The organism is Oceanisphaera submarina (assembly GCF_046521305.1).
GTDB classification, from domain to species: domain Bacteria; phylum Pseudomonadota; class Gammaproteobacteria; order Enterobacterales; family Aeromonadaceae; genus Oceanimonas; species Oceanimonas submarina.
This window is the reverse complement of the sequence record NZ_JBKGFN010000001.1, coordinates 278,445-302,827: the sequence shown is the minus strand read 5'-3', so window position 1 is coordinate 302,827 and position 24,383 is coordinate 278,445. Positions and strand designations below refer to the sequence as shown.

At 59.8% G+C, this 24,383-nt stretch carries 19 protein-coding genes and 1 pseudogene; 11 read left to right on the top strand and 9 right to left on the bottom strand.

The window, feature by feature from the left end:
* Positions 1–99 precede the first annotated feature (99 nt).
* Positions 100–738: a 3'-5' exonuclease gene (locus ACLEIV_RS01600; RefSeq protein WP_410454916.1), complete on the top strand. Its 639-nt coding sequence runs from the start codon at positions 100–102 to the stop codon at positions 736–738.
* Here the strand turns inward: ACLEIV_RS01600 and ACLEIV_RS01595 are convergent, their stop codons facing one another.
* From ACLEIV_RS01595 to ACLEIV_RS01575, 5 genes and pseudogenes are all read right to left on the bottom strand, one after another.
* Positions 739–1,509, bottom strand: coding sequence for an alpha/beta fold hydrolase (locus ACLEIV_RS01595; protein WP_410454915.1), 771 nt, complete (start codon positions 1,507–1,509; stop codon positions 739–741).
* A gap of 61 nt (positions 1,510–1,570) precedes the next feature.
* On the bottom strand, positions 1,571–3,112 hold the full coding sequence (gshA, locus tag ACLEIV_RS01590) for a glutamate--cysteine ligase (RefSeq protein WP_410454914.1): 1,542 nt from the start codon (positions 3,110–3,112) through the stop codon (positions 1,571–1,573).
* A gap of 180 nt (positions 3,113–3,292) precedes the next feature.
* Entirely contained in the window at positions 3,293–4,219 is a 927-nt protein-coding gene (locus ACLEIV_RS01585; RefSeq protein WP_410454913.1) for a bestrophin family protein, read from the bottom strand.
* A 379-nt stretch (positions 4,220–4,598) separates the two neighbouring features.
* Positions 4,599–5,441 carry an S-formylglutathione hydrolase gene (gene fghA / locus ACLEIV_RS01580; protein WP_410454912.1) on the bottom strand — a complete coding sequence of 281 codons (843 nt, stop codon included), beginning with the start codon at positions 5,439–5,441 and terminating at the stop codon, positions 4,599–4,601.
* Positions 5,442–5,669: 228 nt separating this feature from the next.
* Positions 5,670–5,981, bottom strand: a pseudogene (locus ACLEIV_RS01575) (S-(hydroxymethyl)glutathione dehydrogenase); the annotation flags it as partial.
* A gap of 185 nt (positions 5,982–6,166) precedes the next feature.
* Between ACLEIV_RS01575 and ACLEIV_RS01570 the strand changes: the two are divergent.
* Entirely contained in the window at positions 6,167–7,036 is an 870-nt protein-coding gene (locus ACLEIV_RS01570) for a LysR family transcriptional regulator (protein WP_410454911.1), read from the top strand.
* A 195-nt stretch (positions 7,037–7,231) separates the two neighbouring features.
* Entirely contained in the window at positions 7,232–7,423 is a 192-nt protein-coding gene (locus tag ACLEIV_RS01565) for a hypothetical protein (RefSeq protein ID WP_410454910.1), read from the top strand.
* A 312-nt stretch (positions 7,424–7,735) separates the two neighbouring features.
* On the opposite strand, the gene ACLEIV_RS01560 is transcribed toward ACLEIV_RS01565, so the two are convergent.
* Entirely contained in the window at positions 7,736–9,892 is a 2,157-nt protein-coding gene (locus ACLEIV_RS01560) for an FAD-dependent oxidoreductase (protein WP_410454909.1), read from the bottom strand.
* A gap of 168 nt (positions 9,893–10,060) precedes the next feature.
* Here ACLEIV_RS01560 and ACLEIV_RS01555 point away from each other — a divergent pair, with 168 nt between their 5' ends.
* The 5 genes from ACLEIV_RS01555 (at position 10,061) to ACLEIV_RS01535 (ending at position 17,258) form a co-directional block, all read left to right on the top strand.
* Positions 10,061–11,200 carry an efflux RND transporter periplasmic adaptor subunit gene (locus ACLEIV_RS01555; RefSeq protein ID WP_410454908.1) on the top strand — a complete coding sequence of 380 codons (1,140 nt, stop codon included), beginning with the start codon at positions 10,061–10,063 and terminating at the stop codon, positions 11,198–11,200.
* Position 11,201: 1 nt separating this feature from the next.
* A complete protein-coding gene (locus tag ACLEIV_RS01550) occupies positions 11,202–14,297 on the top strand; it encodes an efflux RND transporter permease subunit (RefSeq protein WP_410454907.1) in 3,096 nt (1,031 codons plus the stop codon).
* A 169-nt stretch (positions 14,298–14,466) separates the two neighbouring features.
* Positions 14,467–15,414: a c-type cytochrome gene (locus ACLEIV_RS01545; RefSeq protein ID WP_410454906.1), complete on the top strand. Its 948-nt coding sequence runs from the start codon at positions 14,467–14,469 to the stop codon at positions 15,412–15,414.
* Positions 15,415–15,422: 8 nt separating this feature from the next.
* A complete protein-coding gene (locus ACLEIV_RS01540; protein WP_410454905.1) occupies positions 15,423–16,169 on the top strand; it encodes a DUF6969 family protein in 747 nt (248 codons plus the stop codon).
* Positions 16,170–16,385: 216 nt separating this feature from the next.
* Positions 16,386–17,258 carry a patatin-like phospholipase family protein gene (locus tag ACLEIV_RS01535; RefSeq protein WP_410454904.1) on the top strand — a complete coding sequence of 291 codons (873 nt, stop codon included), beginning with the start codon at positions 16,386–16,388 and terminating at the stop codon, positions 17,256–17,258.
* A 76-nt stretch (positions 17,259–17,334) separates the two neighbouring features.
* Here the strand turns inward: ACLEIV_RS01535 and ACLEIV_RS01530 are convergent, their stop codons facing one another.
* From ACLEIV_RS01530 to lhpI, 3 genes are all read right to left on the bottom strand, one after another.
* The gene (locus ACLEIV_RS01530) at positions 17,335–18,594 is read right to left on the bottom strand and encodes an NAD(P)/FAD-dependent oxidoreductase (RefSeq protein ID WP_410454903.1); all 1,260 of its coding nucleotides are present in this window, start codon (positions 18,592–18,594) and stop codon (positions 17,335–17,337) included.
* Complete coding sequence (gene nhaC, locus ACLEIV_RS01525) at positions 18,591–20,033, bottom strand: Na+/H+ antiporter NhaC (RefSeq protein WP_410454902.1); 1,443 nt, start codon at positions 20,031–20,033, stop codon at positions 18,591–18,593. The genes ACLEIV_RS01530 and nhaC overlap by 4 nt, the downstream gene beginning before the upstream one ends.
* Before the next feature lie 113 nt (positions 20,034–20,146).
* Positions 20,147–21,112, bottom strand: a complete 966-nt coding sequence (gene lhpI / locus ACLEIV_RS01520; protein WP_410454901.1) for a bifunctional Delta(1)-pyrroline-2-carboxylate/Delta(1)-piperideine-2-carboxylate reductase — start codon at positions 21,110–21,112, stop codon at positions 20,147–20,149.
* 210 nt (positions 21,113–21,322) lie between these two features.
* Here lhpI and ACLEIV_RS01515 point away from each other — a divergent pair, with 210 nt between their 5' ends.
* The 3 genes from ACLEIV_RS01515 to ACLEIV_RS01505 all read left to right on the top strand — a co-directional run bounded on the left by ACLEIV_RS01515 (position 21,323) and on the right by ACLEIV_RS01505 (position 24,372).
* Positions 21,323–22,105 (top strand): AraC family transcriptional regulator, encoded by a 783-nt coding sequence (locus tag ACLEIV_RS01515; protein ID WP_410454900.1) that lies wholly within the window; start codon positions 21,323–21,325, stop codon positions 22,103–22,105.
* Positions 22,106–22,446: 341 nt separating this feature from the next.
* Positions 22,447–23,844, top strand: coding sequence for a sodium:solute symporter family transporter (locus ACLEIV_RS01510; RefSeq protein WP_410454899.1), 1,398 nt, complete (start codon positions 22,447–22,449; stop codon positions 23,842–23,844).
* Between the two features lie 135 nt (positions 23,845–23,979).
* Positions 23,980–24,372 carry a YbaN family protein gene (locus tag ACLEIV_RS01505; protein WP_410454898.1) on the top strand — a complete coding sequence of 131 codons (393 nt, stop codon included), beginning with the start codon at positions 23,980–23,982 and terminating at the stop codon, positions 24,370–24,372.
* The last annotated feature ends 11 nt before the right edge of the window (positions 24,373–24,383 follow it).

Below are 24,383 nucleotides of genomic sequence, written 5' to 3'. Positions count from 1 at the left end.
CGTCCCTCAGGGTTAAATGGCTTATTCTTATCAATACGATAGTCTCTGTTTATCGCTCGTCTCGGCGCCGGGATCTTTAACTAATAGCATGAGGCTGATATGGACACTCGTGAATATCTTGAAAGACCCACCAAGAACGCCATGCGTGAGCTCCCCGAGTTTAGCGGCTTGTCTCAGGCAAACATCCATCTGATCGAGAGCGCCGGGCAGGTAAGTTTTGCCCGAGAGCAGCTCGGCAACTGCACCCACATCGGTTTTGATACAGAGAGCAAGCCGACCTTCATGGCGGGTGAAACCGGCACAGGCCCGCATCTGGTGCAATTGGCCACCCCCGAACATGCCTTTCTGTTTACGGCCGGGCATCTGGCTGGCAACGTCGCCGGCAGAGCACTGCTGGCCGAGGTTCTTCAATCGGATCGGATTATCAAGGTGGGGTTCGGGCTCAAATCGGATCGCGGGCCGGTGCAGCGCCTGCTGGGGGTTGGGTTGCACACCACCATGGAGCTGTCGGGAGCGGTCAAGCGGCTGGGGTATCGCCAGCAGGTGGGGCTGCAGGCCGCGGTGGCCGTGGTGCTGGGCGAATACCTGCCGAAGTCCAGAAGAGTCACCCTCTCCAACTGGGCGGCAGAGTCGTTGTCTGCCGCTCAACAGAGCTATGCCGCTAACGATGCCTATGCCAGCCTGCGTGTTTATCAGGCACTGAGTCAAACGGCACCCCAGCTGCTGCTCCTGGCCTGATCAGCCGGGCGCATCAGTCCCGTGGTGTAGCCATGCCCGTATTTGCTTACAGACCCAGTCCGGGGCATCCAGAGGCAGATCGTGACCGGCATCGGGGTGGCGGCGCAGGGGAAGTTGCCAATGCTCGGCAATGGCCTGGCTGCAGCGGGGATGGACCAGTTCGTCGCCCAGGCTGTTCAGCACCAACACGGGCACCCGGGGTCGGGTAGGGGGCGGACGATAACGGGCGGCGGCAAGCAGCTGGCACAAGGTATTGCGGCGTTTGGGTGGCAGTTCCCGGGAATAGGCGGCCCAGCGGGTCAGGATGCGAGTGTCATGGGCAAAAAAACGGCTGGTCAGCTGCAGTATGGCGGCCTCCTGCAGCAGGGGATCTCGCTGCCACAGGCACCATTTCAGCAGCGGCCAGTATGCCGACGGCCTCAGCCGGTGATAAAAGGGGCTGAGGCCGGCCAGGCTGCTGTTGATCAAGGCCACGGCGCTCACTTCGGCAGGGTAACGGCTGGCCCAGTCTAGTGCGACCATGCCGCCCAGTGACAAGGCGAGCAGCTTTAGCGAGCCCCGGGCCCGCTTTGCCTGCCAACGCGCTCTTAACCCGTCGGTAATGTCCGGAATGCGGCACGGGCTCGATTGATGATATTCGCGGCCCAAACCGGGTAAATCCGCCAGTATTACCCGGTCATCGGGAAAGTACCGTTGCAAACGTGCGGGAAATCCTTCCCAGTGACGTTGCTCGCGCATCAGCCCTCGCAGTAACAGCCAGTTCGTGCTCAAGTTGGCTCCTGACAACTGACGGCTTTGCTGCCGCCATGCTCGCAGCGTGGCACACCCTTGCTCAGACCGCCATTGACGGCGTGGCCGCTTCTTCCTCTTCCAGCCGTTGTTGTGCCGCCAGGGACGAGCGGGCCAGTTGGCTGAAATAGCGGCTTTGCTCCGGGCGGAGCGGGGTCCGTTGCCAGTAGTGCGTCAGCTCGGTGGCCCGGCCCTGCATCCAGTGGGTGTAATCCTGCTTCGTGGCCGTCATCTGCTGCAGAATTCGGGCCGAAGGCGTCAGCTCGGGCTGTTGCAGCAGCGGCTTGTAGTGCTGTACCGCATCCCGGTAGCCGCTACCGGCTTGGTCCAGCAGTTGGGCGATGGCGCCGAGCTCGGCAAAGAGTTGTTCGCCCCAGGCGGTGCGGCCGAGTTCGCCGCTGGCGGTGTCGAGCCGCAGAGCGGGCCGGCGGCCCTGCTCGGTAATGCGAGTCTGGTTGCGGGCCAGACGCCGTTGTTCCTGCTCGCCGATTTCCGGGCTGTCCTGCAGCAGGCAGAACAGCAGAAAGGTATCCAGAAAACGGACCTGGGTGTCATCGATGCCCAGCGGCAGCAGGGGGTTGATGTCCAGGTTGCGCACTTCTATGTATTCCACGCCCCGGTCTGCCATGGCCTGCAGCGGTGTTTCTCCGGCATGGGTCACCCGCTTGGGGCGAATATCGCTGTAATACTCGTTTTCTATCTGCAGAATATTGTCGTTCAGCTGGCGGATTTCGCCGTCTACCTCGACCCCGATGCGGGTATAGGGTGCATGGGGGGTATTCAGGGCCCGGGTCAGATCCCGGCCGTATTCCGCCAGGCTGTTGGTGCTGATGTGCAGGCTGGCCTGGGCGTCGCTCTGGTAACCGAGGCCGCTCATGCGCAACGAGGTGGCGTGGGGCAGATAGAGGGTGTCGGTGCCAAGGCTGGCCAGCCGGTGCGGGCGGCCATCCATAAAGGAGCGGCTGAGGGCGGGCGAGGCGCCGAACAGATAGAGCAGCAGCCAGCCGTAGCGGCGGAAGTTGCGGATCAGCGCAAAATACTGGGCCGAGCGGAAATCGGCCAGCGAGTCCTGGCTGCCCAGCAACTGCCGATAGCCCTGCCAGAAGCTGTCGGGCAAAGAGAAGTTGAAGTGGATACCGGCAATGCTCTGCATGATGCGGCCATAGCGTACATCCAGACCCCGGCGATAGGTGTGCTTCATCCGGCCCGAACGGGAAGTGCCGTATTCGGCGATGGGCACGCTGTTGTTACCCTGCAGGGCGCAGGGCATGCTGGCGGGCCACAGACGTTCGTCCACCAGCTGGATGGCGGTGTAACGGTGCAGTTGCTCCAGAAAATCGAGGGTCTCGCCAATGTGCTCGCCGGCAGGCGTAATAAATTCCAGCAGTGACTCGGAATAGTCGGTGGTGATATGCGGGTGCGTCAGCGCGGATCCCAGGGTAGTCGGATGAGCTCCTTGTGCCAGCCGGCCCCTGGGGGTTACCCGCAGGGCTTCCTTTTCGATGCCGCGACGAATATGGGCCAGCGGCCGGACAAGATCGGCACCGGCCAGCTGTGACAGGCGCGGAGTAAGGGATGGCATCATCAAAAGAACCTCTGTATCAAGTCAATCAATCGGGCCAGTCGGCCTGACTCTTTACGAACCCGTTTTACGAACCCGGTATCGCCGGCCGAGATTATATTTCCCCTGCGTTCAGAGATAATGACCCATCGATGCAAATGACTTTTGATTGTCAGTAACAATACTGGGCATAGCAGGGTGTGGCTATGTTAGGCAGCCGTCTTTGGGGGTGAGGACGGGCGGAAGCTCGGCTTCTTCCAGCGCTTCCAGCAGGTTGATTTCGATGGTACGCGACAGGGCGCCGAGCGGCAGATCGTTGGCGGCCAGGCCAAAGGGTTCTTCCAGCTCTTCACTGAGGGCATCCAGGCCGAAAAAGGTGTAGGCGATGACGGCACAGATCAGGGGAGTGACCCAACCCAAAGAAGAGACCAGGCCAAAGGGCAACATAAAGCAATACAGATAGGTGGTGCGGTGCACCAGCAGGGTATAGGCAAACGGCAGCGGCGTATTCTGAATGCGTTCGCAGGCGGCCAGCACCCCGGTCATGGAGGTGAGCCGCTCGTCCATGCTTTGCACCAGAAACTCCGATAATAACCGCTGGCGCCGACTGTAACCGACCTTCTTTCCCATCAGCCGCAGCAGGCACTCGGGCAGGTTTTGCGCCTGGCGCAGGCTGGCATGATGCTCCGGCTCGACAAAACGGTCGACGTCTTGCCAGGGCGAGGTGTCACGCAGCCGGTGGCGCAAGGCATGGGTAAAGGCGATGGTCAGGTGGATCATGCGCCGCTGGGTGTGCCGTCCGGTTTCGGTTTCCTGATCCATAAAGGAGATCACCTGGCGGGCCAGGCTGCGAGCATCAATCATCAACTGGCCCCATTGTTCACGTGCCTCCCACCAGCGTGCATAGCTGGCGTTGTTGCGAAAGCCGAGAAACAACGACAGGGCGACCCCGAGCAGGGTAAAGGGGGCCGTGCTGTAAGAGGCAAAAAAACCGGGATACCCGTGCTGAATAGCGGCGATTAACATACTGAGCAGGGTGATCAGCAAAATCTGGGGATAAATCTGCGGGATGACGGAGCCGCGCAGGGTAAAGAACAGCCTGAACGCGTGCGCTTTTTGCCGAACGATCATGCCAGCCTCCGTGCGGTAGTTGAGTGGTGATAAATGCAGAAATGGGTCATTCAAGTGCAGCCGGCGGGATGAAGAAGTCATAAGATTCTGACCCTTGGCGGTCTTTCCACCCTGTTATGCATAAAACACCTGCTCATGTCCACGAAGGTGGACATCCAGGATGGTAAGCACGGCTCTGCAGCGGTGGCATCGCCTGCAGAGTAGCACCGGACCCCCGCCTACGCGAGGGTGACGAGATCAGTGTGTCATTCCCGCTAAGGCGGGAATCCAGGGACTGCGGCGCAGAGTCGTCAGCCTGCGGGCTGCCTGCAAAGACACCGGCCCCCCGCCTTAGCGGGGGACTGAATGCTGACCTTGAAAGCTGTTCCCCGGGGCCGGATCATGACTTGGTCAGGTGTCCGGCGTGAAAGCGCAGATGCTGCTCTATGAAACTGGCGATGAAATAATAGCTGTGATCAAAGCCTTCCCGCCGGTTCAGCTCCAGCGGATAACCGCTGATATGGGCAGCGGCCTCCAGCGTCTCCGGCTTGAGCTGCTCGGTGAGAAAGTCGTCGGCCTCGCCCTGATCCACCAAAGCCGGCACAAACCTGCCGGCCTGGCGCATCAACAGGCTGGCATCGTAGTCGGCCCAGGCAGCGGTGTCCTTGCCCAGATAAGCCGTAAAGGCTTTCTTGCCCCAGGGGCAGTTGACCGGATTGCCGATAGGGCTGAAGGCCGACACAGAGCGGTAACGCTCCGGGTTGCGCATGGCCAGCACCAGGGCGCCGTGACCGCCCATGGAATGACCGGCAATGGATCTTTGATCATTGAGCGGAAACATGGACTCGACAAGTGCCGGCAGTTCGTTCAGTACATAGTCGTACATGCGGTAATGCCGATTCCAGGGCGCCTGGGTGGCGTTGACATAGAAGCCGGCACCCTTGCCCAGATCGTAGCCGTCATCATCCGCAACCTCATCGCCGCGGGGGCTGGTGTCCGGTGCAATGATGGCGATGCCCAGCTCGGCGGCGATGCGTTGGGCACCGGCTTTCTGCATGAAGTTTTCATCGGTGCAGGTCAGGCCGGACAACCAGTACAGCGTCGGCACCTTGTTACCGCTCATGGCCTGCGGCGGCAGGTATATGGCAAATCGCATGGTGCAGTTCAGTGTTTCAGAATAATGGCTGTACTGTTTGTGCCAGCCATCGAAGCTCTTGTTACAGCTCAGGTTGTCAATGCTCATCCGTATCTCCCTGAAAACGGGGTGCCGTGGTGGCGATGGTGATATTATATTTACATTCTTTCTGGTGATAATGGCCGGATGCATTAAATGACCTTTACTAAATAGTAATAGTCATGAGGTAGATGTTATGTGCCGAGCGCCATTGGGGCGAGCGTAAAGCCGTGGCCGGAAAGTCCGGGGACTTTCCGGCCGCGTTCATGATGATGCGAGCTCAAGGCCTCGCTGCCGTTATTTGTCGAAATGGAGCACGGTACGAATACTCCTGCCCTGATGCAGCAGCTCGAAGGCCTTGTTCAGATCCTCCAGCCCCATGGTATGGGTGATGAAGTCACTGAGCTTGAATTCGCCTTTCATGTAGCGGTCAACATAGCCCGGCAGCGCGGAGCGGCCCTTGACGCCGCCGAAGGCCGAGCCTTTCCAGACCCGGCCGGTGATCAGATGGAAGGGGCGGGTAGAAATTTCCTGACTGGCACCGGCCACGCCGATGATCACCGACTCGCCCCAGCCTTTGTGGCAGCGTTCCAGCGCAGAACGCATCACGTTGGCGAGTATCCACAAGACCTCACGTGACTCATGCAGGCGCTGGCGGAATGACTTACCTTGGCCCGCCATTATACTTATCCTTTTTTGGTTGATAATAACTGTATTTTTGAAATTACTTTTACTGGAAAGTAATAATATAATGTGCTTATCGATGTATTCGGCTCCGGCGTAAGGACGTAGGTATGTTTATCTGGGAAGGAGTAAGTGAGTTCGTGGCGGTGGCCGAGGTAGAAAGCTTTACCGTGGCGGCAAAAAGGCTGGGCATCTCTACCGCTCAGGTCAGTCGTCAGGTCAGCGCGCTGGAAACCCGGCTGTCGACCAAGCTGTTTTACCGCACCACCCGCAAGGTGTCGGTGACCGAAGCCGGCCAGATTTATTATCAGCACTGCCGGCAGGTGCTCGACGGACTGGAGGAAGCCGAGCGTACCATCACCAATCTGCAGCTGGCGCCCAGGGGCAAGTTGCGGCTGACGGCGCCGGTGACCTATGGCGAAAAAACCATAGCCCCCTTGGTCAACGATTTTGTGCTGCGTTACCCGGAGCTGGAAGTACAGATGAAACTGACCAACCAGAAACTGGATCTGGTGGCCGAGGGCTACGATCTGGCAATACGGCTGGGCAAGCTGGAAGACTCCAGCATGATGGCCAGGCGGCTGTCGTCCCGCACCCAGTATGTGTGCGCCTCGGCCCATTATCTTTCCACCTATGGGGTGCCGCATTCGTTATCGGAGCTGGAGCAACATAACTGCCTGCAGGGCAACCTGGATTACTGGCGTTTTCAGGAACAGGGCAAGCCGCGCAATGTGCGGGTAAAAGGTAATATTCGCTGTGACAGCGGCTGGGCGCTGCTGGATGCCGCCTTGAAGGGCATCGGCATAGTGCAGCTGCCGGATTATTATGTGCAGCCGGCGCTGGACTCGGGCCAGCTTATCTCCCTGCTGGAGCATTATCAGGAGCCGGACGATGGCATCTGGGCCCTCTATCCGCACAACCGTCATCTGTCGCCCAAGGTACGGATGCTGCTGGACTTTTTTAGCGAGGCGCTGAGCTGACAGCGTGCTCGGCTTGCAGTTTGACCGTAAAATAATGTTGTTTTTCTGTAATAAATCTCCCTCTTACCGCGTCTTTATGAGTAACCGTCAGACACTGTTGCCATGACGGAGGGGCGATTGCCCTGTTGTTGACTTAGGCCTTGCAGGCAACGGCAGTGATCACAAGGCTGCACATTCAGGTAAGAGGGAAGCATTATGAAAGCCATTATTTCACTTATGCTAGCGGCGGTGTTTACCGTAACTATGTTACCGGCCCAGGCAGCCACTGTGTCAGTTAACACGGGCATCATTACCCAGACCTTGTCGATGGGTGATGGGGTGGATAGCCGTCATTGTATGCTGATGAAAAAACGGGGCATGAAAGCGCCCGGTTATTGCAGACCTTAAACAGGCAGGCAATGTAAGCCGGGCCGGGATGCAGTCGCATCCCGGCCCGTTTTTGTGTGGTTATACCCGCACATATAAAAATATATCTATTTGATTATTATATTAATTTAGAACAAAGGGCCCGCTCCGCCGAGTCGCTATGAATACCTCCATGTACGCGCTCCGTTTTATCCCTGAAACAGAAATCCCTTTGTCCTCCTTGAAGATCCGGCGTCGCCTGTTTGTGATGCCAGTAGCTAGCTCTGGCGTCAAGAAGAGACGGCGGGGGTTGCCTCTTTATTCAGCAAGCCGGTTTGTGACTAAGAGACAGGCTTATTCCTTACCCAGCCGCCATTGATGATAACGGCCCAGCCAGGCCAGCACCCGCTCGGGTGCATGGGCGCGCTTCCATTCGCCGGCGGCGTACTTGTTGGCTTCCGCCAGGGTCGGGTAGACATGAATGGTGCCCAGTATCTTGTTCAGGCCGAGTCCGTGCTTCATCGCCAGCACATATTCCGCCAGCAGGTCGCCGGCGTGCTCGCCGACGATGGTCACCCCCAGTATCCGGTCTTTGCCGGGCGCGGTCAGTACCTTGATAAAGCCCTGATCCGAGCCGTCGGTAATGGCCCTGTCCAGTTCGTCCAGCTCGAAGCGGGTTATCTCGTAGTCGATGTCCTGCGCCCTGGCTTCCTGCTCACTCAGGCCCACCCGAGCCACCTCGGGATCGACGAAGGTACACCAGGGCACCACCGAATAATCGACAGAGAAGCGTTTGAAGTGACCGAACAGGGCATTCACGCTGGCATACCAGGCCATGTGGGCGGCGGTGTGAGTGAACTGATAGGGGCCGGCCACGTCACCGGCCGCATAAATATTGGGATACAGGGTTTCCAGATACTCGTTGGTGGTGACGGTGCGATCCGTGGGTATGCCCAGCGTTTCCAGCCCGTAGCCCTGCAGCCGTGCCTTGCGGCCCAGGGCCAGCAGCAGATCGTCGCATTCCAGTATGGTTTCCCGGCCCTGATGCGTAGCCATGACTCGAATGCCATCGCGACCTTGCTCCACCCGCAGCGGGCTATGTTCGGTCAGCACCCTGACGCCGTCTTCGCTGAGGGCCTGTTTGACCCAGTCACTGACTTCCGGGTCTTCTTTCGGCATCAGATGCGGATTGCGCTGTAGCAGCGTCACCTCGGATCCCAGACGGGCGAAGGTCTGGGTCAGCTCGCAGCCGATGGGGCCGCCGCCCATGACCAGCAGCCGTTTGGGCGGCGTGTCCCGTGTGGCCATGCTGTCCCACAGGGTGTCGCTGGTGAGAAAATCTACGTCACCCAGCCCGGGTATCGGCGGCACGGCGGCGCTGGCGCCGGCGGCGATGATGATGCTGCGGGCGGTCAACCGTTGCGTGTTGCCGTTATGGAGGCTGACGTCTACGGTCCAAGGATCCACCAGCGTACCGTAGCCCTGAAGCACTTCCACTCCCAGCTTGGTATAACGCTCGACGCTGTCGTGAGGCTCGACCTTGCGGATCACGGCCTGCACCCGTTGCATAACCTGTTTGAAGCTGAACTCGGGGACTGTGCCGCTCAGGCCGAACTGTCCGGCATTGCGCATCTGGTGGGCCAGTTTGGCACTGCGGATCAGCGCCTTGCTTGGCACGCAGCCGGTGTTGAGGCAGTCGCCGCCCATCCTGTCGGCTTCAATCAACGTGACTTTGGCCTTGACCGCCGCGGCTATGTAGGCGCTGACCAGACCGCCGGCGCCGGCGCCGATCACGATGAGGTTGCGATCGAAATGGCGGGGTTTGCTGAAGCCGCTATACACCCGGCGACGCTGCACCAGGCGCAGCATGGCGCGAGCCAGCAGCGGGAAGATACCGAGCAGGGCGAAGGAAGCCAGCAGGGTCGGCGACAGTATGCCGCTCAGGCTGCTGATGGCCGCCAGCTGGGTACCGGCGTTCACATACACCAGGGTGCCGGGCAGCATGCCGAGCTGGCTTACCCAGTAGAAGGTGCGAGCGGGCAGGGCGGTCAGCCCCATCAGCAGGTTGATGATGAAGAAGGGAAACACCGGCACCAGCCGCAGGGTAAACAGGTAGAAGGCGCCGTCCCGGCTGATGCCTCGGTCGATGGCCTTGAGCTTGTCGCCGAAGCGTTGCTGTACCTGTTCCCGCAGCAAAAAACGGGACACCAGAAAGGCCAGTGTGGCGCCGATGCTCGAGGCAAACGACACCAGTACCAGCCCCTGCCAGACGCCGAAAAAGGCACCGGCGGCCAGGGTCATGATGGCGGCGCCGGGTAGCGATAGTGCCGCCATCAGCACATACAGCACAAAAAAGCCGGCGGCCATCAGCCAGGGCGATTCGGCCCGCAGCGCGGCAATCTGTGCCTGTTGTTGTTTCAAGGCTTCCAGCGTGAACCAGTTGCCCAGATCGAAGATGAAAAACAGGGCGATCAGCAGCAACAGCAGGGTAAACAGCAAGGGTTTGCGCATAAGAAATCCTTTTTGTGGCGATGAGGCGGCAGGGCGCCGGTGATCATGATGAAGGTTATGCACAAAGTCGCAAGAGATACGGAGATTATTACACCGATGTCCGTTCAGGCATTCGGGACGACTAGACTTTAGTTTGGTACCGGCTGGTTGTCGCAGAGCGAGGTAAAGATGCCGAAAAAATTACTATGGGCCGGAGTGGGTCTGCTTGTCGTACTGCCCATCGTCGCCGTGTTGGTGCTGATCAAGCTGGCCCAGTTCGATGCCATGGCCACGGCGGGCGAGCAGATGCAGATGCCGCCTGAGCCGGTCAACATGATTGAGGTGCAGGAGGAACGCTGGCAGCCGACCGTGGCGGCGGTGGGCTCTGTGGTGGCGGTGCAGGGCGCCCTGTTGCGTATCGAGGCCGAGGGTATAGTGCAGGATATCACCTTCGAGTCGGGGGCTCGGGTAGAGGCCGGTGAGGTGCTGTTGCGGCTCGACGCCGAGCTGGAGCAGGCCCAGTTGCGCGAGGCCGAGTCTGCCGCCGCCCTGGCGCGGCTGTCCTTTCGGCGGGCGCAGCAACTGCGTAAGCGTCAGAGTATTTCCCAGAGCGAGCTGGATCAGGTGTCTGCCAACATGAAGCAGAGCCAGGCCCGGGTCGATTTTTTCCGTGCCCTGATCAACAGAAAAACCCTGCGTGCGCCCTTTGCCGGACAGCTCGGCATCCGTCAGATAAGCCAGGGCCAGTTTCTCGACAAGGGCAGCGCCGTGGTGTCGCTACAGTCCCTCGACCCTGTGTATGTGGACTTCTCCCTGCCTCAACAACAGCTGGCCGAGTTGAAGCAGGGGCTGGCGATCACGGTCACCTCCGACAGCTACCCCGGGCAGCGGTTTGCCGGCAAGATCACCGCCTTCAACGCCGAGATAGATGCCGTGACCCGCAGCGTGCGGGCTCAGGCGACCCTGGCCAACCCGGACGGACGCCTGCGACCCGGCATGTTTGTGGCGGTAGAGATGCAGCTGGCACGTTTGAACACCGTCTTGCTGATCCCGCAGACGGCGGTGGTGCACGGCCCCGATGGCGATGCGGTCTTCGTGCTGGAAGAGGGGGAAAAGGGGGCCGATGGGACTTCGTCACTGGTGGTACAGTCGCGTCCGGTTCGTCTCGGCACCCGGCGTGGTGACTTCGTTGCCGTCACCGAGGGGCTGGCGGTGGATGAGCGGGTGGTGTCGACCGGGGTGTTCAAGCTGTTTCCGGGCATGACGGTGGTGATAGACAACAGCCTGGCGCCGGACTTCAAACTCTCCCCCCTGCCCGGTAACAGCTGATATGCGTGCCGTCACCGATATCTTCGTCCGTCGCCCCGTGCTGGCACTGGTGGTCAGCATAGTGATAGTGATTGCCGGTCTGCAGGCCTGGTGGTCGCTTAGTGTACGCCAGTATCCTCAAAGCGAAAATGCCTCCGTGATTGTGGCCACCCCCTATATCGGCGCCAGTGCCGAGGTGGTGCGCGGCTTCGTTACCACCGCCATCGAAGGCGCCATCGCCTCCGCCGACGGCATCGATTACGTGGAGTCCAAGAGCCTGCTCGGCCTGTCGCTGGTGACGGCCAGGCTCAAGCTCAACTACGAGCCGACCCGGGCGCTGGCCGACATTACCGCCAAGGTCAATCAGGTGCGCAACGAGCTGCCGACAGAAGCCGAGGTGCCGGCGATCAGCGTGCAATCGGCAGACTCGGAATTTGCCGCCGCCTATCTGAGTTTCTCTTCCGAGCGGCTGTCCCAGAGCGAAATCACCGATTATCTGGTGCGGGTGGTGCAGCCCCGGCTGGCGGCACTGGAGGGGGTGCAACGGGCCGAGATCTTCGGGGCGCGCACCTTTGCCTTGCGGGTTTGGCTCAAGCCGGAGCGTATGGCGGCGCTCAATATCAGTCCGTTCCAGGTCAGCACGGCCCTGGCCGCCAACAATTTTCTGTCGGCGGTGGGCAGTACCAAGGGCGCTCAGGTGCAGGTGTATCTGACCGCCAATACCGACCTGCATACCGCCGAGCAGTTCCGGCAGCTGGTGGTGCGCCGGCAGGGCGATACCCTGGTGCGGCTGCAGGAGGTGGCCGAGGTAGAATTGGGTGCGGAGGACTATGACACCGAGGTCAGCTTCAACGGCCAGACGGCGGTGTTCATGGGCATATTTCCGCTACCCAACACCAATACCATAGAGGTCATTCAGGGGGTGCGGGCGGATCTGAAGGCATTGGGCCGGGACTTGCCCTCCGGGCTGAACGCAGAGATAGGCTACGATGCCTCCGAATACATAGATAACGCCATTCATGAGGTGGTGGGTACTCTGGCGGATACCCTGCTTATCGTTATCGTGGTCATCTTCCTGTTTCTCGGCTCCTGGCGCTCGGTGCTGGTGCCGGTGGTGGCCATTCCGGTGTCGCTGATCGGCGCCATCTTCCTGATGCAGGCCTTCGGCTTCACCCTTAATCTGCTGACTCTGCTGGCCATCGTGCTGTCGGTGGGGCTGGTGGTGGACGATGCCATCGTAGTGGTGGAAAACGTCGAGCGCCACCTGCGCGAGGGGCGCACACCGCGCGAGGCGGCGCTGATCGGCGCCCGGGAGCTGATCGGCCCGGTGATTGCCATGACCATCACCCTGGCCGCGGTTTATACCCCCATCGGCCTGCAGGGGGGCCTGACCGGCTCGTTGTTTCGCGAGTTTGCCCTCACCCTGGCCGGGGCCGTGACCATCTCCGGCGTGGTGGCGTTGACCCTGTCGCCCATGATGAGTGCCACCTTGCTACGCAGTGCCGAGCGGGAAGAGCGCGGTTTTACCGGCTGGGTCAATCACCGTTTCGATCGCTTTCGTCTGGCTTACGGCCGGGGGCTGGCGCATATCCTCAAGCGCCGCCCGGCGGTGTATGTGCTGTGGGCCGTGCTGACCCTGCTGGTGGGGCCCATGTATCTGTTGTCGCCCAAGGAGCTGGCGCCACTGGAGGATCAGGGCTTCATGTTCGGTATCATCAACAATGCGGCCAACGCCTCGGCGGATCAGAAAGTCCATTTCGGGCGGGCGGCGGAACAGGTGTTTCTGAATGCACCGGAGCGGGAGCTGACCTTCCAGATCCTGCTGTCGCCTTCGGATCCGTTCGCGGCGGCGCTGGGGGTGGGCGGCTTCAGCGGCATGGTGGTCAAGCCCTGGGATCGGCGCAGCCGCTCCATTCGGGAAATTGTGCCCGAGATGCAGGCCGGGCTGTCCGCCATTCCCGGCCTGCAGGTGTTTGCCAGTCAGCCGGCGGCGCTGCCCGGGGGCAGTAATTTTCCGGTGGAATTCATCATCGCCTCCACCGATGAGCCAGCGCAGATGCTGGTGTATGCCGAGCAGTTGCAGCAACAGGCGATGGCAAGTGGCCTCTTCTATTTTCCGCCGGTGATCGATCTCAAGATTGACCAGCCCCAGTCGGAAATTGTGCTCGACTACCAGAAGCTGGCCGCCCTCGGGCTGACCCAGCGACAGGTGGGGGCCGATCTGGGGGCGGCGCTGGGGGGCAACTATGTCAATCGCTTCAATATAGCGGGTCGGGCCTACAAGGTGATCCCTCAGCTGGAGCGGGGGGAGCGGCTCAACCCGGATCAGCTGACCGACCTCTATATTGGCGGACCGGGCGGGCAACTGATACCGCTCGGGGCCATTGCCACCCTGCGCGACAGCACGGTGCCGCGTTCGCTCAACCGTTTTCAGCAGCTCAATGCGGTCAAGCTGTCGGGTATGACGCCCCGACTGGACGAGGGGTTGAAGGTGCTGGAAGCGGCTGCGCGCGAGCTGCTGCCGGCGAATTACACCATCAACTACACCGGCGAGTCGCGCCAGCTGCGTACCGAGGGAGGCAAATTTTTGCCGGCGCTGGGGCTGGCGATATTGATGATATTTCTGGTGCTGGCGGTGCAGTTCAATTCCTTTCGTGACCCACTGGTGATTTTGCTGGGCTCGGTACCGCTGGCCATGTTCGGGGCCTTGATCTTTACCGTGCTGAAGATGCCCAATCCGGACTTGCCCTGGTGGACCGACGGCTGGACCACCACCCTGAATATCTACGCCCAGGTCGGGCTGGTGACCCTGGTGGGACTGATCGCCAAAAACGGCATTTTGATCGTCGAATTTGCCAACAAGCTGCAGCAGCAGGGGCACGACAAGCTGGCGGCGATTGAAGAGGCGGCCATGACCCGTTTTCGCCCCGTGCTGATGACCTCGGTTGCCACGGTGGCGGGGCACTTTCCGCTGACGCTGGTCGAGGGGCCGGGGGCGGAGGCACGTAACTCCATCGGTCTGGTGCTGGTGGGCGGCATGGCCATCGGCACCCTGTTCACCCTGTTTGTGGTGCCTTCGCTCTATATGCTGATTGCCCGACAGCATGGTAAGCCGTAAATGACGCCGGGCCTCAGCGTTGTGCGGTTCAGGCTATTCTGACGTGAGCGTGTAACAGAAATGTTTGTCGGCCTGTAATAACCGGGGAACCTGTTGCGACTCTATCAACCGGCAAGGCCTGTTTTACCCCGAGCCTTTCACGGACGAACTTATCTTGAGGAACATCATCATGCGTCGATCTACCCCCCAGTCCGAATGTCACTTTCGTATTTCTCCCGTTGCGGCCCTGGTGTCGGCTTCTTTGCTGACCCTGGCACTGTCGGGCCCTGTGCAGGCCGTCGAGTCGGGTGCCAATGGTGTGCCGCCGATAGTCATGAGCAAGAAGCCCTGCGCAGCTCATCCTTGTGCCGCCAACCCATGCAGTGCCGTCGCGCCTACAGCCAACCCCTGTGCGGCCAAGAACCCCTGTGCGGTGAAGAGTCCGTGCGCGGCTAACCCCTGTGCGGCGAAACATCCCTGTGCGACCAAGAATCCCTGCGCCGCCAAGGCCGTGCAGCGGCCGGCCAGCTATCAGCCCTATCAGGGCGACAAGGCCGAGCTGGTGACTCTGGGTCAGGCGCTGTTCAACGATCCCAACCTGAGCAGCAATGGTCTGTCATGCGGCAGCTGTCACCAGGGGCAGCAAATGTACCAGGGCAGTTTTGCCATGGCCTACCCCCACCCGGTGACGATGGCCCGGGACCAGTTTGGTCTGAGTCAGGTGCATCTGGATGAGATGATCCAGATTTGCATGGTGGCTCCCATGGCATCCCGGCCTCTGGCATGGGACTCGAAAGAGCTGGCGGCCCTGGTGGCCTATGTACAGACGGAGCAGACGACCTTCAATCCCTGTGCTGCCAAGAACCCGTGCGCAGCCAAGAGTCCCTGCGCAGCTAACCCGTGCGCGGTGAAGAGTCCGTGCGCGGCTAACCCGTGCGCGGTGAAGAGTCCGTGCGCGGCTAATCCCTGCGCGGTGAAGAGTCCCTGCGTGGCTAACCCCTGCGCGGTGAAGAGTCCGTGCGCGGCCAATCCCTGCGCGGTGAAGAGTCCGTGTGCGGCCAATCCCTGCGCGGTGAAGAGTCCGTGTGCGGCCAATCCCTGCGCGGCGAAAAATCCCTGCGCCGTCAAGTCCCAGTAAGGATGCCTATGACAGCAATTACACTCGAACCCTTGCCCCAGCTGGTGCCGCCGCTGGCGGCCAGCCTGAGGCCGGAGACCATAAGCCGGATGCGTGAGGCCGGAGCCCGAGTTCGGGAGTGCTACCGGGTGATGACCAGGGGCGGGGTCAATATCGTCGGGGAGGTGCTCAGGGGGCAGGGTACCTTCTATGAGATGACCCACTACCCGCTCGACGATGTATTCGATAGAGACAGCCACAGTCAGTATTACTACCATGCCCACCGGGGTGGCGAGCTGGAGCATGGCCACTTTCATACCTTTTTGCGCGGGCCGGGCATACCCGCCCAGCTGACGATGCTGGATTATCCCCAGGCCAGCGAACCCTGGCCCCAGGGTGATAAAGCCATTGCCCATCTGGCCGCCATTTCCATGGACGCCTGGGGATATCCTTCTGGCCTGTTTGCCTGCAATCGCTGGGTGACCGATGAAAGCTGGTATCCGGCCGAGGCGGTGATTTCCCTGCTGGACAGCTTCGTCATCGATCATGCCAATCCGTCCTGGCCGGTCAACATCTGGTTGAGCAACATGCTGGTGCTGTTCCGGCCCCACATCGAGGCGCTGCTGGTGCATCGGGATGCGGTGATCCGGCACTGGCAGGCATTGCACCCGGACAAGGACGTGTTTGAAGACCGACAGCTGGAGATCACCGGTCAACTGGCGATTTCGGTGGATGACTGGCTGGCCGAACTGGAGGCGGTGTCTAGCGTCAGTTGAGCTTTCGCGGGTAAATGGTGCTCGAGTCATTCCCGCGAAGGCGGGAATCCAGGGTCGATGACACTGAGCTGCAGCCTTCCGGTCTCCTGCAGATGCGCACTGGCCCCCGCCTTCGCGAGGGTGACGGTTGAACGACCTTAATGACCGCCCCTGAAAGTCGGTGCCGTGCTGACTTCCGTCGACCTAAGGTCAACAGACCCTAGATAAGGAGGTATTATGAAGGGGCGAAAAGCAGGCAGGACGGCCCTGGTACTGGCCGGTGGCGGCAGTCTGGGCGCGGTACAGGTGGGCATGTTGCAGGCTCTGGTCGAGTCAGGCGTGCAGGCAGACATGGTGGTGGGCGCTTCGGTGGGAGCCATCAACGGCGCCTATTATGCGGCCCGGCCCCATGCGCAGGGGGTAGAGGAGCTGGCCGCGCTCTGGCTGTCATTGCGCAGCGAAGATGTGTTTCCCATCCATGCCTTCACCACGCTCAAGTCTCTGTTGCTGGGGCATAATCATATCGCCCGGGCCGATGGTCTGGCCCGGCTGTTGCACAACAAGCTGCCGGTGGCGCGCATCGAGCAAACCGAGCTGCCGCTGTATATAGTGGCGACCGACTTGCTGACCGGCCAGGAGGCCTTGCTGTCGAGCGGTCCACTGGCCGAGGCCCTGCTGGCCAGTTCGGCCATTCCGCTGATCTTTCCCCATCGGATGATTGAGGGACAGGCGCTGGTGGATGGCAGCATAGCCAGCAATACGCCCATTGCCAGCGCCGTGGAACTGGGTGCCGAGCGGCTGCTGGTGTTGCCCACCGGCTTTGGCTGTGCCTGCCCGGGAGTGCCCGGTCGCATGGCGTCCCTGGCCCTGCACACCCTGAATCTGCTCAGCATGTGGCAACTGGTACGGGATGTGGAACACTATCAGTCCCGGGCCGCCATTTATGTGGTGGCGCCCCTGTGTCCGCAGGCGGTATCGGTGTTTGATTTTTCGGTGACCGCCGCGCTGTTGCGCCGGGCCCGGGCACATACTCTGGACTGGCTGGCGCAGGACGGGCTGGAAAAGCAAGGGGTGCCCGACACCCTCAGGCCCCATCACCACGAGGCCTGAGGGGGAGCCGAAGGAGAGCCCTGTCTCGCCCCCTTCCATTGTCATTGACCGGGCTCCTTGACGGTTTCACCCCCTGTCATCGAGCAAAGCGGGACAGAGCGTAAGGCAAAAGATCCAGGGGAGGCCGGCGTTCCTCTACCAGTGACAGTATCAGCTCGGCGCTGATTGCCGCCTGAGTCAGGCCCAGATGCTGGTGCCCGAAAGCCAGTAACAAATGGGGATAGACCGGGTGTCGATCGATAACGGGTAACGAGTCTGGCAGGGTAGGCCGAAATCCCATCCATTCCTGTTGTGGCCAGTCAGTGTGCTTCAGTTCCGGCAGCAATGCCTGACTATGATGGCGTAGTGTGACGGTGCGTTTTGGCTTGAAAGGCACTTCCAGTCCGCCCCATTCACTGACCCCTACGGTTCTTAATCCGTTGGCAAGGGGAGTCATCACGACGTTTCGTTCGGCAGAGCCGATGGGACGAGACAGGGGCGGCTGTTCACCTTGCCAGGTAATGTGATAGCCCCGTTCGGCCTCCAGAGGAATATCTATCCCCAATGGTTTGAGCAGCCTTGTGCTCCAGGCTCCTGTGCTGAGTACAGTTCGGTCAAACGAGTCATGGCCATTATCGGTGGTCAGCTTGACCTGTTGACCGTCCGGCGACAGGGCGGTCACCGCTGTCTGCCGAAACTGACCTCCCTGCTGGATAAATGCCCGATACAGAGACTGGCAGAGCAGCAAGGGGTCATCCATCTGACAGGCGTCAGGGTAATAAATGGCGTGGGTAACGCGGCCCGCCAAGGCCGGTTCCAGTTCGGCCACTTCCTTATGGTCAATCAACCTGGCATTGATATCCCATTCCTGCAGGTGGCGCAGGTGTCGCTTTGCGGCGGCCAGGGCTCGGGGGTTCTCCCAGATTTGAAGATATCCGGATGCAAGCAAATGATGTTCCAGCCCTTCTGCGGTCAGCAGTCGTTGCCACGCATCGATGGCTCTTTGGTTCAAGGCATGTAATGCATCGCGGCTTTTGGCCGCCCTGGACTCGCTGCCACAGCGAACAAATTTCCATAACCAGGGCAGGGCCTTGTGAAAATAGGCAAGAGGGGTGGCGACAGGACCATGGGGGTTGAGCCATAACCTGAGCGCGGCCTTTAAGGTGCCCGGGTTGGCCAGCGGGTCTATCAGCTCGGTTGCCAGATAACTGGCGTTACCGGACGAGGTCTGGCTGCCGGGCAATTGGGCGTCAAACAGGGTCACGCCGTATCCTGCACGTTGCAGGGTAAGGGCATTGCAAAGTCCGACCACGCCGGCACCAATGACCGCAATCTGTGCTGTTTTTTCTTTTTTCATTTTATCTCACCGGTTTCAGTGCGTTTGCAAAACCAGCCCATCTGGGCATACAGAATTCCGATCATGGGAGACAGCCAGCAGGCGAAGGCCAGGGGGGCATAGAGCAGGGCACTGAAATCCCCGTCTGCCACGGTCAACCCCAGGGCGCCAATGACGAAGGCACCTCCCGCATTCCATGGGATCAGCGGGGAAACCAGGGTGCCGCCTTCTTCTATTGCTCGCGACAGATTCAAGCGGGAGTAGCCCACCTTGTTATATTCTGCCATATACATGCGTCCGGGCAGGGCAATGGATAAATACACGTCACCCGATATGATGTTGGTCGTTATCGAGGTCAGGATGGCGCTGGTTTGCAGCCCCTTGAAGCCGCGGGACAGCTTGAGAATGGCCTGCACCATGGATTCCAGGCAGCGAGTACGCTCCAGGGCACCGCCAAAGGCCAATGCGAACATCATCAGGGTCACCACCCAGGTCATTGAGGTGACACCACCCCGGTTGAGCAGGTTGTTGAGTGCCTCATTGCCGGCCTCTATCTTGAAACCACTGTGCGCGAACGTGAGGACCTGGTTCAGGTTGTAGCCATATTGGCTTGCAGCCACGACAGCCCCGATGCTGAAGCCGATAAACAGGGCCGGTATGGGGGATACCTTGAAGAAAGCCAGGGCAATCAGTACCAGTATCGGCAAGGCGGCGGGCCATCCCATATCAAACTGGGCCAGCAGGCCTTGTTTGAAGGTGTCAATCTGTGCCAACTGGTTGACATCGTGCGCCACGCCGGCGGTGCCGACGAACAGATACAGTAAAAAGGCGATTATCATGGCGGGCACTGTGGTAGGCATCATGTTGCGGATATGATTGAAGACATTGGTTTCGGTTACCGCCGCAGCCAGGTTGGTGGTGTCGGACAGGGGGGAGATTTTGTCACCAAAAAAGGATCCGGAAACGACGGCGCCGGCGGTCCAGTAGACGGGAATGGAAAAGGCCTCGCCTATGCCAATCAGTGCCAGCCCGACGGTGCCGACGGTCGTCCAGCTCGACCCGATAGCCAGAGATACCACGGAGCAGAGCAGCATGGAGGCTGCCAGAAACCAGGTGGGATTAATCAGCTCCAGGCCGTAATAAATCAGCATGGGCACGGTGCCACTGGCAATCCAGATACTGACCAGCATGCCTACTACGATCAGCGTCGCAATGGATGGCATGGCGACATGCAGCACATGGAACGCCCCCGCTTCTATATCCTTCCAGCGGTATCCCTGAGCCCAGCCTACCAGGGCCGTAATGGCAAAACCGATAGCCAGTGCAATATGGGGGGTAAAATCGTTGTAATAAAAAATCTGCAGGGCAATCAGCCCTATGGTCGCCAGCATGGGGACGCAGGCGATGGGCAGGCTCGGCAGATTGATGGTCGGGATGTCCTTCTGGACTGCAGTGTGCATAGAGGTCTCTCCGTGACGGTATGCGAAGGATAATCGATATCGTCATGTTGCTGATTGTGACGTTATCTTTTACGCCGGTGATCATATTACCGGTGCATTGTGGTCTGTGGGGATTACCCCTGAACATCCCGGTGGCGGTGATACGCCAGGATGGCAGCAGCAAGATCTTCTATGGATGCACCCACAGACTTGAACAGGGTGATGGCGTTTTCGGGATCAGCCAATGTGGCTCGGCCCGGGTGGGTTCCCCGGCACAGGTCGGGCAGATCAGCGAGTACGTCGGCCGCGTCGATCACACCCTGTTGCATGGGAATGAGCAGTTCTCCGGTTTCGCTCAGGGCGCCGGCCCGGGTATCGACAAACAGCTGGCTGCGGCGCAGCGCTTCATCATCCGCTTCACGCATGGTGGGGGTAAAACTGCCGACCAGATCCAGGTGACAACCCGGGCCTAGCCAGTCGCCTTTGAGGATGGGGGTCGTGGCCATGGTCGCGCAGCTGATGATGTCCATCTGTGTGGCGATCCGGGGCAAATCCTCCTGGGACGCAATCTTGATATCCACTCCCTGCTCCCGGAACTCCATGGCCAAATCCGCCGCCGCGACCGGATTGCGGGCCCATACCCATACCTGGGTGATGGGGCGAACGGCCATATGGGCCTGGATAAGGCGTCGGGCCATGCGACCGGCCCCCATGATCAGTAACTTGGTGGATTCCGGTCTGGACAGGTAGCGTGACGCCAGGGCAGACGCCGCAGCGGTACGGCGAGCGGTCAGTTCATTACCTTCCAGTTGGGCCAGGGGCCGACCGGTTTTGCCACAGTTAAGCAGATAGTGGCTATTGAGTCCCGGTAGATTAAGTGTGCTGTTACCGGGGAAGACGTTCACCTGCTTGATGCCAAGGTATTCTCCTTCTACCCAGGCCGGCATGAGCAGTAGGGTCGCCTGAGGCGCATCGGGGACATTGATAAAGTGATGATGGCGAACCGGAGACTGAACCTCTTTGGTAAACATCAGGTCCAGCTGATTCACCAGGGCTTCCCACGGCAGGGCGTCTACGATTTGTTGGGCATTCAGTTGCATGGTTTCCCTTATTTTTTATGAATATGCCTCCATGCTAGGCGGATATGGGGTATGAAAATTGGCAGAGACTATGGAGTGGTTGTCTCAGGCTATGAAAATGAACAAATTTCACCGGATAATGTTAAATACCACTCGCCTTTTGTTCCCAAGTGGTGACGTCATGGTTAGTATGCGGTTGACTGCCTGATGCCTTATGGAGAGAGTGCACACATGATTGCGACACAGGCCCGAACCAATGTGATTGCGACCCGGTCGGGGGAGCATTTGCATGCGTATCCGCAAATACTCATCGGTGTTGGCGGGGCTACGCACTGTGAATTTGATAACAGTGCGGTCAGCATGAAGCGCGGTAGTGTGCTGATGGTACCTGATGCGGCAAAACACCGTTATGCCGGGCAGTGTCTCGACAGCGAGCTCCTGGTGCTGGACCTGAACCTGGCTGATGAGCTGGTGCTTTCTCTGGAAACCGTGTGTGGACTGTCGTTTCGTGACAGCCTGTTTCGTTCACCCCAGTCGGTGGAGCTGGCGGCCGAAACGCAGCCATTGCTGGATTTTGCCCGATATCAGCTGTCACAGAGCCGGGGCGTCATCACTCAGGTTGTGAATCACCAGCTGGTCACGCTGTTTTTGACCCTGATCGGTCAGCAGTACGCCAGCGATAGCACCGAAAATCTGCCGTCATCACTGCGTCTGGATGTGCTTAACCGGGTGATTGACAACGCACTGGATGAACCACCCGCCAATCATGTGCTGGCTGAGGCGCTGCACGTCAGTGAAAGCCACCTTTATTATCTGTGTCGTAAGCAGTTCGGCCTGACACCACAGCAATATGCCAGCGCCCGGCGGCTGAATCGGGCCCGAACCTGCCTGCAGCAAACGCGAATGAGCGTAACAGGAGTCGCCCTGGAGCACGGTTTTGCCGATACGGCGAGTTTTTCGAGGGCGTACAAGCGCTTTTTTGGTCATTCCCCCCGACAGGAGCGTACTCTATAGCACCCAGCTGGAGGGTGATCATGGCTGCTTTTCAAGCCGTGTGGAATAGCGGATAAAGCCTGATCGATATGGTTTTTCCGGCCCCGGCCGCCCGCTGCCGATTAGCCCTGGTACGGCCTCGGCCAGCCGGCGCCACATGTGTTTTTGTACTTCATGGCATGGCCATAGGTACCCGGCTTACCCGGTTTGTCGTGCCGTCTCGTTATATGCGGATCGGCCGGCAGCATGACCAAGGGCACAAGCGAGATAAATAAATGGACTCTCATTGTAATAACACCACCCCGACTAACGACTCAGCACCCTATTCTTCAGACGACTGACCAGATGATAAGGAGATCTTCATGGCCGACTTTCCCGTTTCCATACTGATAGTGATGCTTGCCGGCGTGGGGCTGCTGAGCATGCTGCTGGCGCCCCGTGTGCGTACCGTCGAAGGTTTTTTCTCCGGCCGAGACGAGCAGGGTGGGCAGCCCGGGTTGCTGACGCTGACCTTTTCTCAGGTCACCACCTGGATCTTTGCTCGCTCGCTGCTGAACGCCGCCATTCTCGGCTATTTCTACGGCATAGCCGGGGCACTGGCTTATGCCGCCTATTACGGCTCTTTTCTCACCGGCTGGCTGATTGTCGACCGGCTGCGTTACCGCCACGGTGTACACAATATACAGGGCTTTCTGGTGGCTCGTTTCGGCCGGGTGGGCGTTGCCTGCTTCAATCTGTTGATTTCTCTGCGGCTGCTGACCGAGGTCTTCGCCAACCTGCTGGTGGTGGGCATGGTGTTCGGGGTGGCGGGCTCCGGCGCCTACACCGGGGCTATTCTGGCGGTATCCGGGCTGACGCTGATCTATTCCATGACCGGCGGCCTGCGGGCCTCGCTGCGTACCGATGTGCTGCAAATGGGGTTGCTTATCGTGCTCATTGTTCTGCTGTTCGCCATGACACTGCTGCACCCCCTGTTCGACTGGCACGGCGTGCTGATCAGCAGCCCGGAATTAACCAGTCCGGGTTGGATATTACTGCTGGTGGCGCTTTTGCAGGTATTGAGTTACCCGCTGCACGACCCCGTGATGATGGACAGAGGCTTTATCGCCGACCGGGACACCACCAAGCGCAGTTTTATGCATGCCTTCTGGCTGTCGGCACTGCTGATCCTGGCCTTCGGCCTGATCGGGGTGTTCGCCGGCCTGCAGGGCGGTGACGACAAGGATGTGCTGCTGACCCTGCAGCGTCTGCTCGGCACACCGGCCATGCTGTTGCTGGGGCTGGCGCTGGTGATTTCCGCCGCCTCTACCCTGGACTCGACCCTGTCCAGCGCGTCCAAGCTACTGGTGGTGGACATGGGGCTGGGGCGTCCCTCAGCCGCGAGCGGCCGGCTGGCCATGGCATTGTTTGCCTTCGGTGGTCTGATGCTGGTGTTTGTGGGCAGCAAGGACCTGTTTGATGCGGTAGCGGTCAGTGGCACGGCATCATTGGCGCTGACTCCGGTGATACTGTTCAGTATTCTCGCCGGGCGGGAGGTGGCCCGCTGGAGCTTCGTGGCCAACTTTGTCGTGGCCCTGGCCGGTGCCGTGCTGTATTTTCTCGAAAACGGCGGCCGGCTCGATCTGATAGGCCCGCTGTTCGGCGTGGAACACAGCTACAGCAAGTTGCTGGTGATAACCGTGATGATTCTGCTTTCGGGGCTACTGCTCTTTGCTCTGGGACTAAAGCCGAAGGCGGTGGCCCAGAAGCAGGGCGCATAATACCGTCATGGAACCCTGATCCGGAGCGGGGGATTCTGTGATGCCGGTCTCTTGCCCGATGGCCGCCCACTGCTTTGGCTCCCCGTGGTGGCGGCATCCTGCTATTATCGGCAAGTGAGTATTAAGGAGGGCGTTATGCGCATCTTATTTGCCCTGCTTGGCTGTATATCCTTGGGGTTGGGCATGCTGGGGGCCTTTTTGCCGGTGCTGCCGACCACGCCTTTTGTGTTACTGGCGGCATGTCTGTTTGGCAAGTCATCACCCCGGGTACACCGTTGGCTGGTGAATCATCCCTGGTTTGGCGGCATGATCCGCGATTGGCAGGCTCACCGTGGCCTGCGTGCCCATGTGCGGCGCCGGGCCCTGTGGATGATGGGGTTAAGCTTTGCTTTTTCTATTTATATCGTGCCCCTGTGGCAGGTTAAAGTGGGGCTGGTGCTGACATTTGTGGTATTGGTGTGGTGGTTTTTGCGCTTGCCTCTGGTGCCTGAACCCCCGGCGGTTGCATTGAAACAGACTAGGCCCTAAGCTAGCCGCCA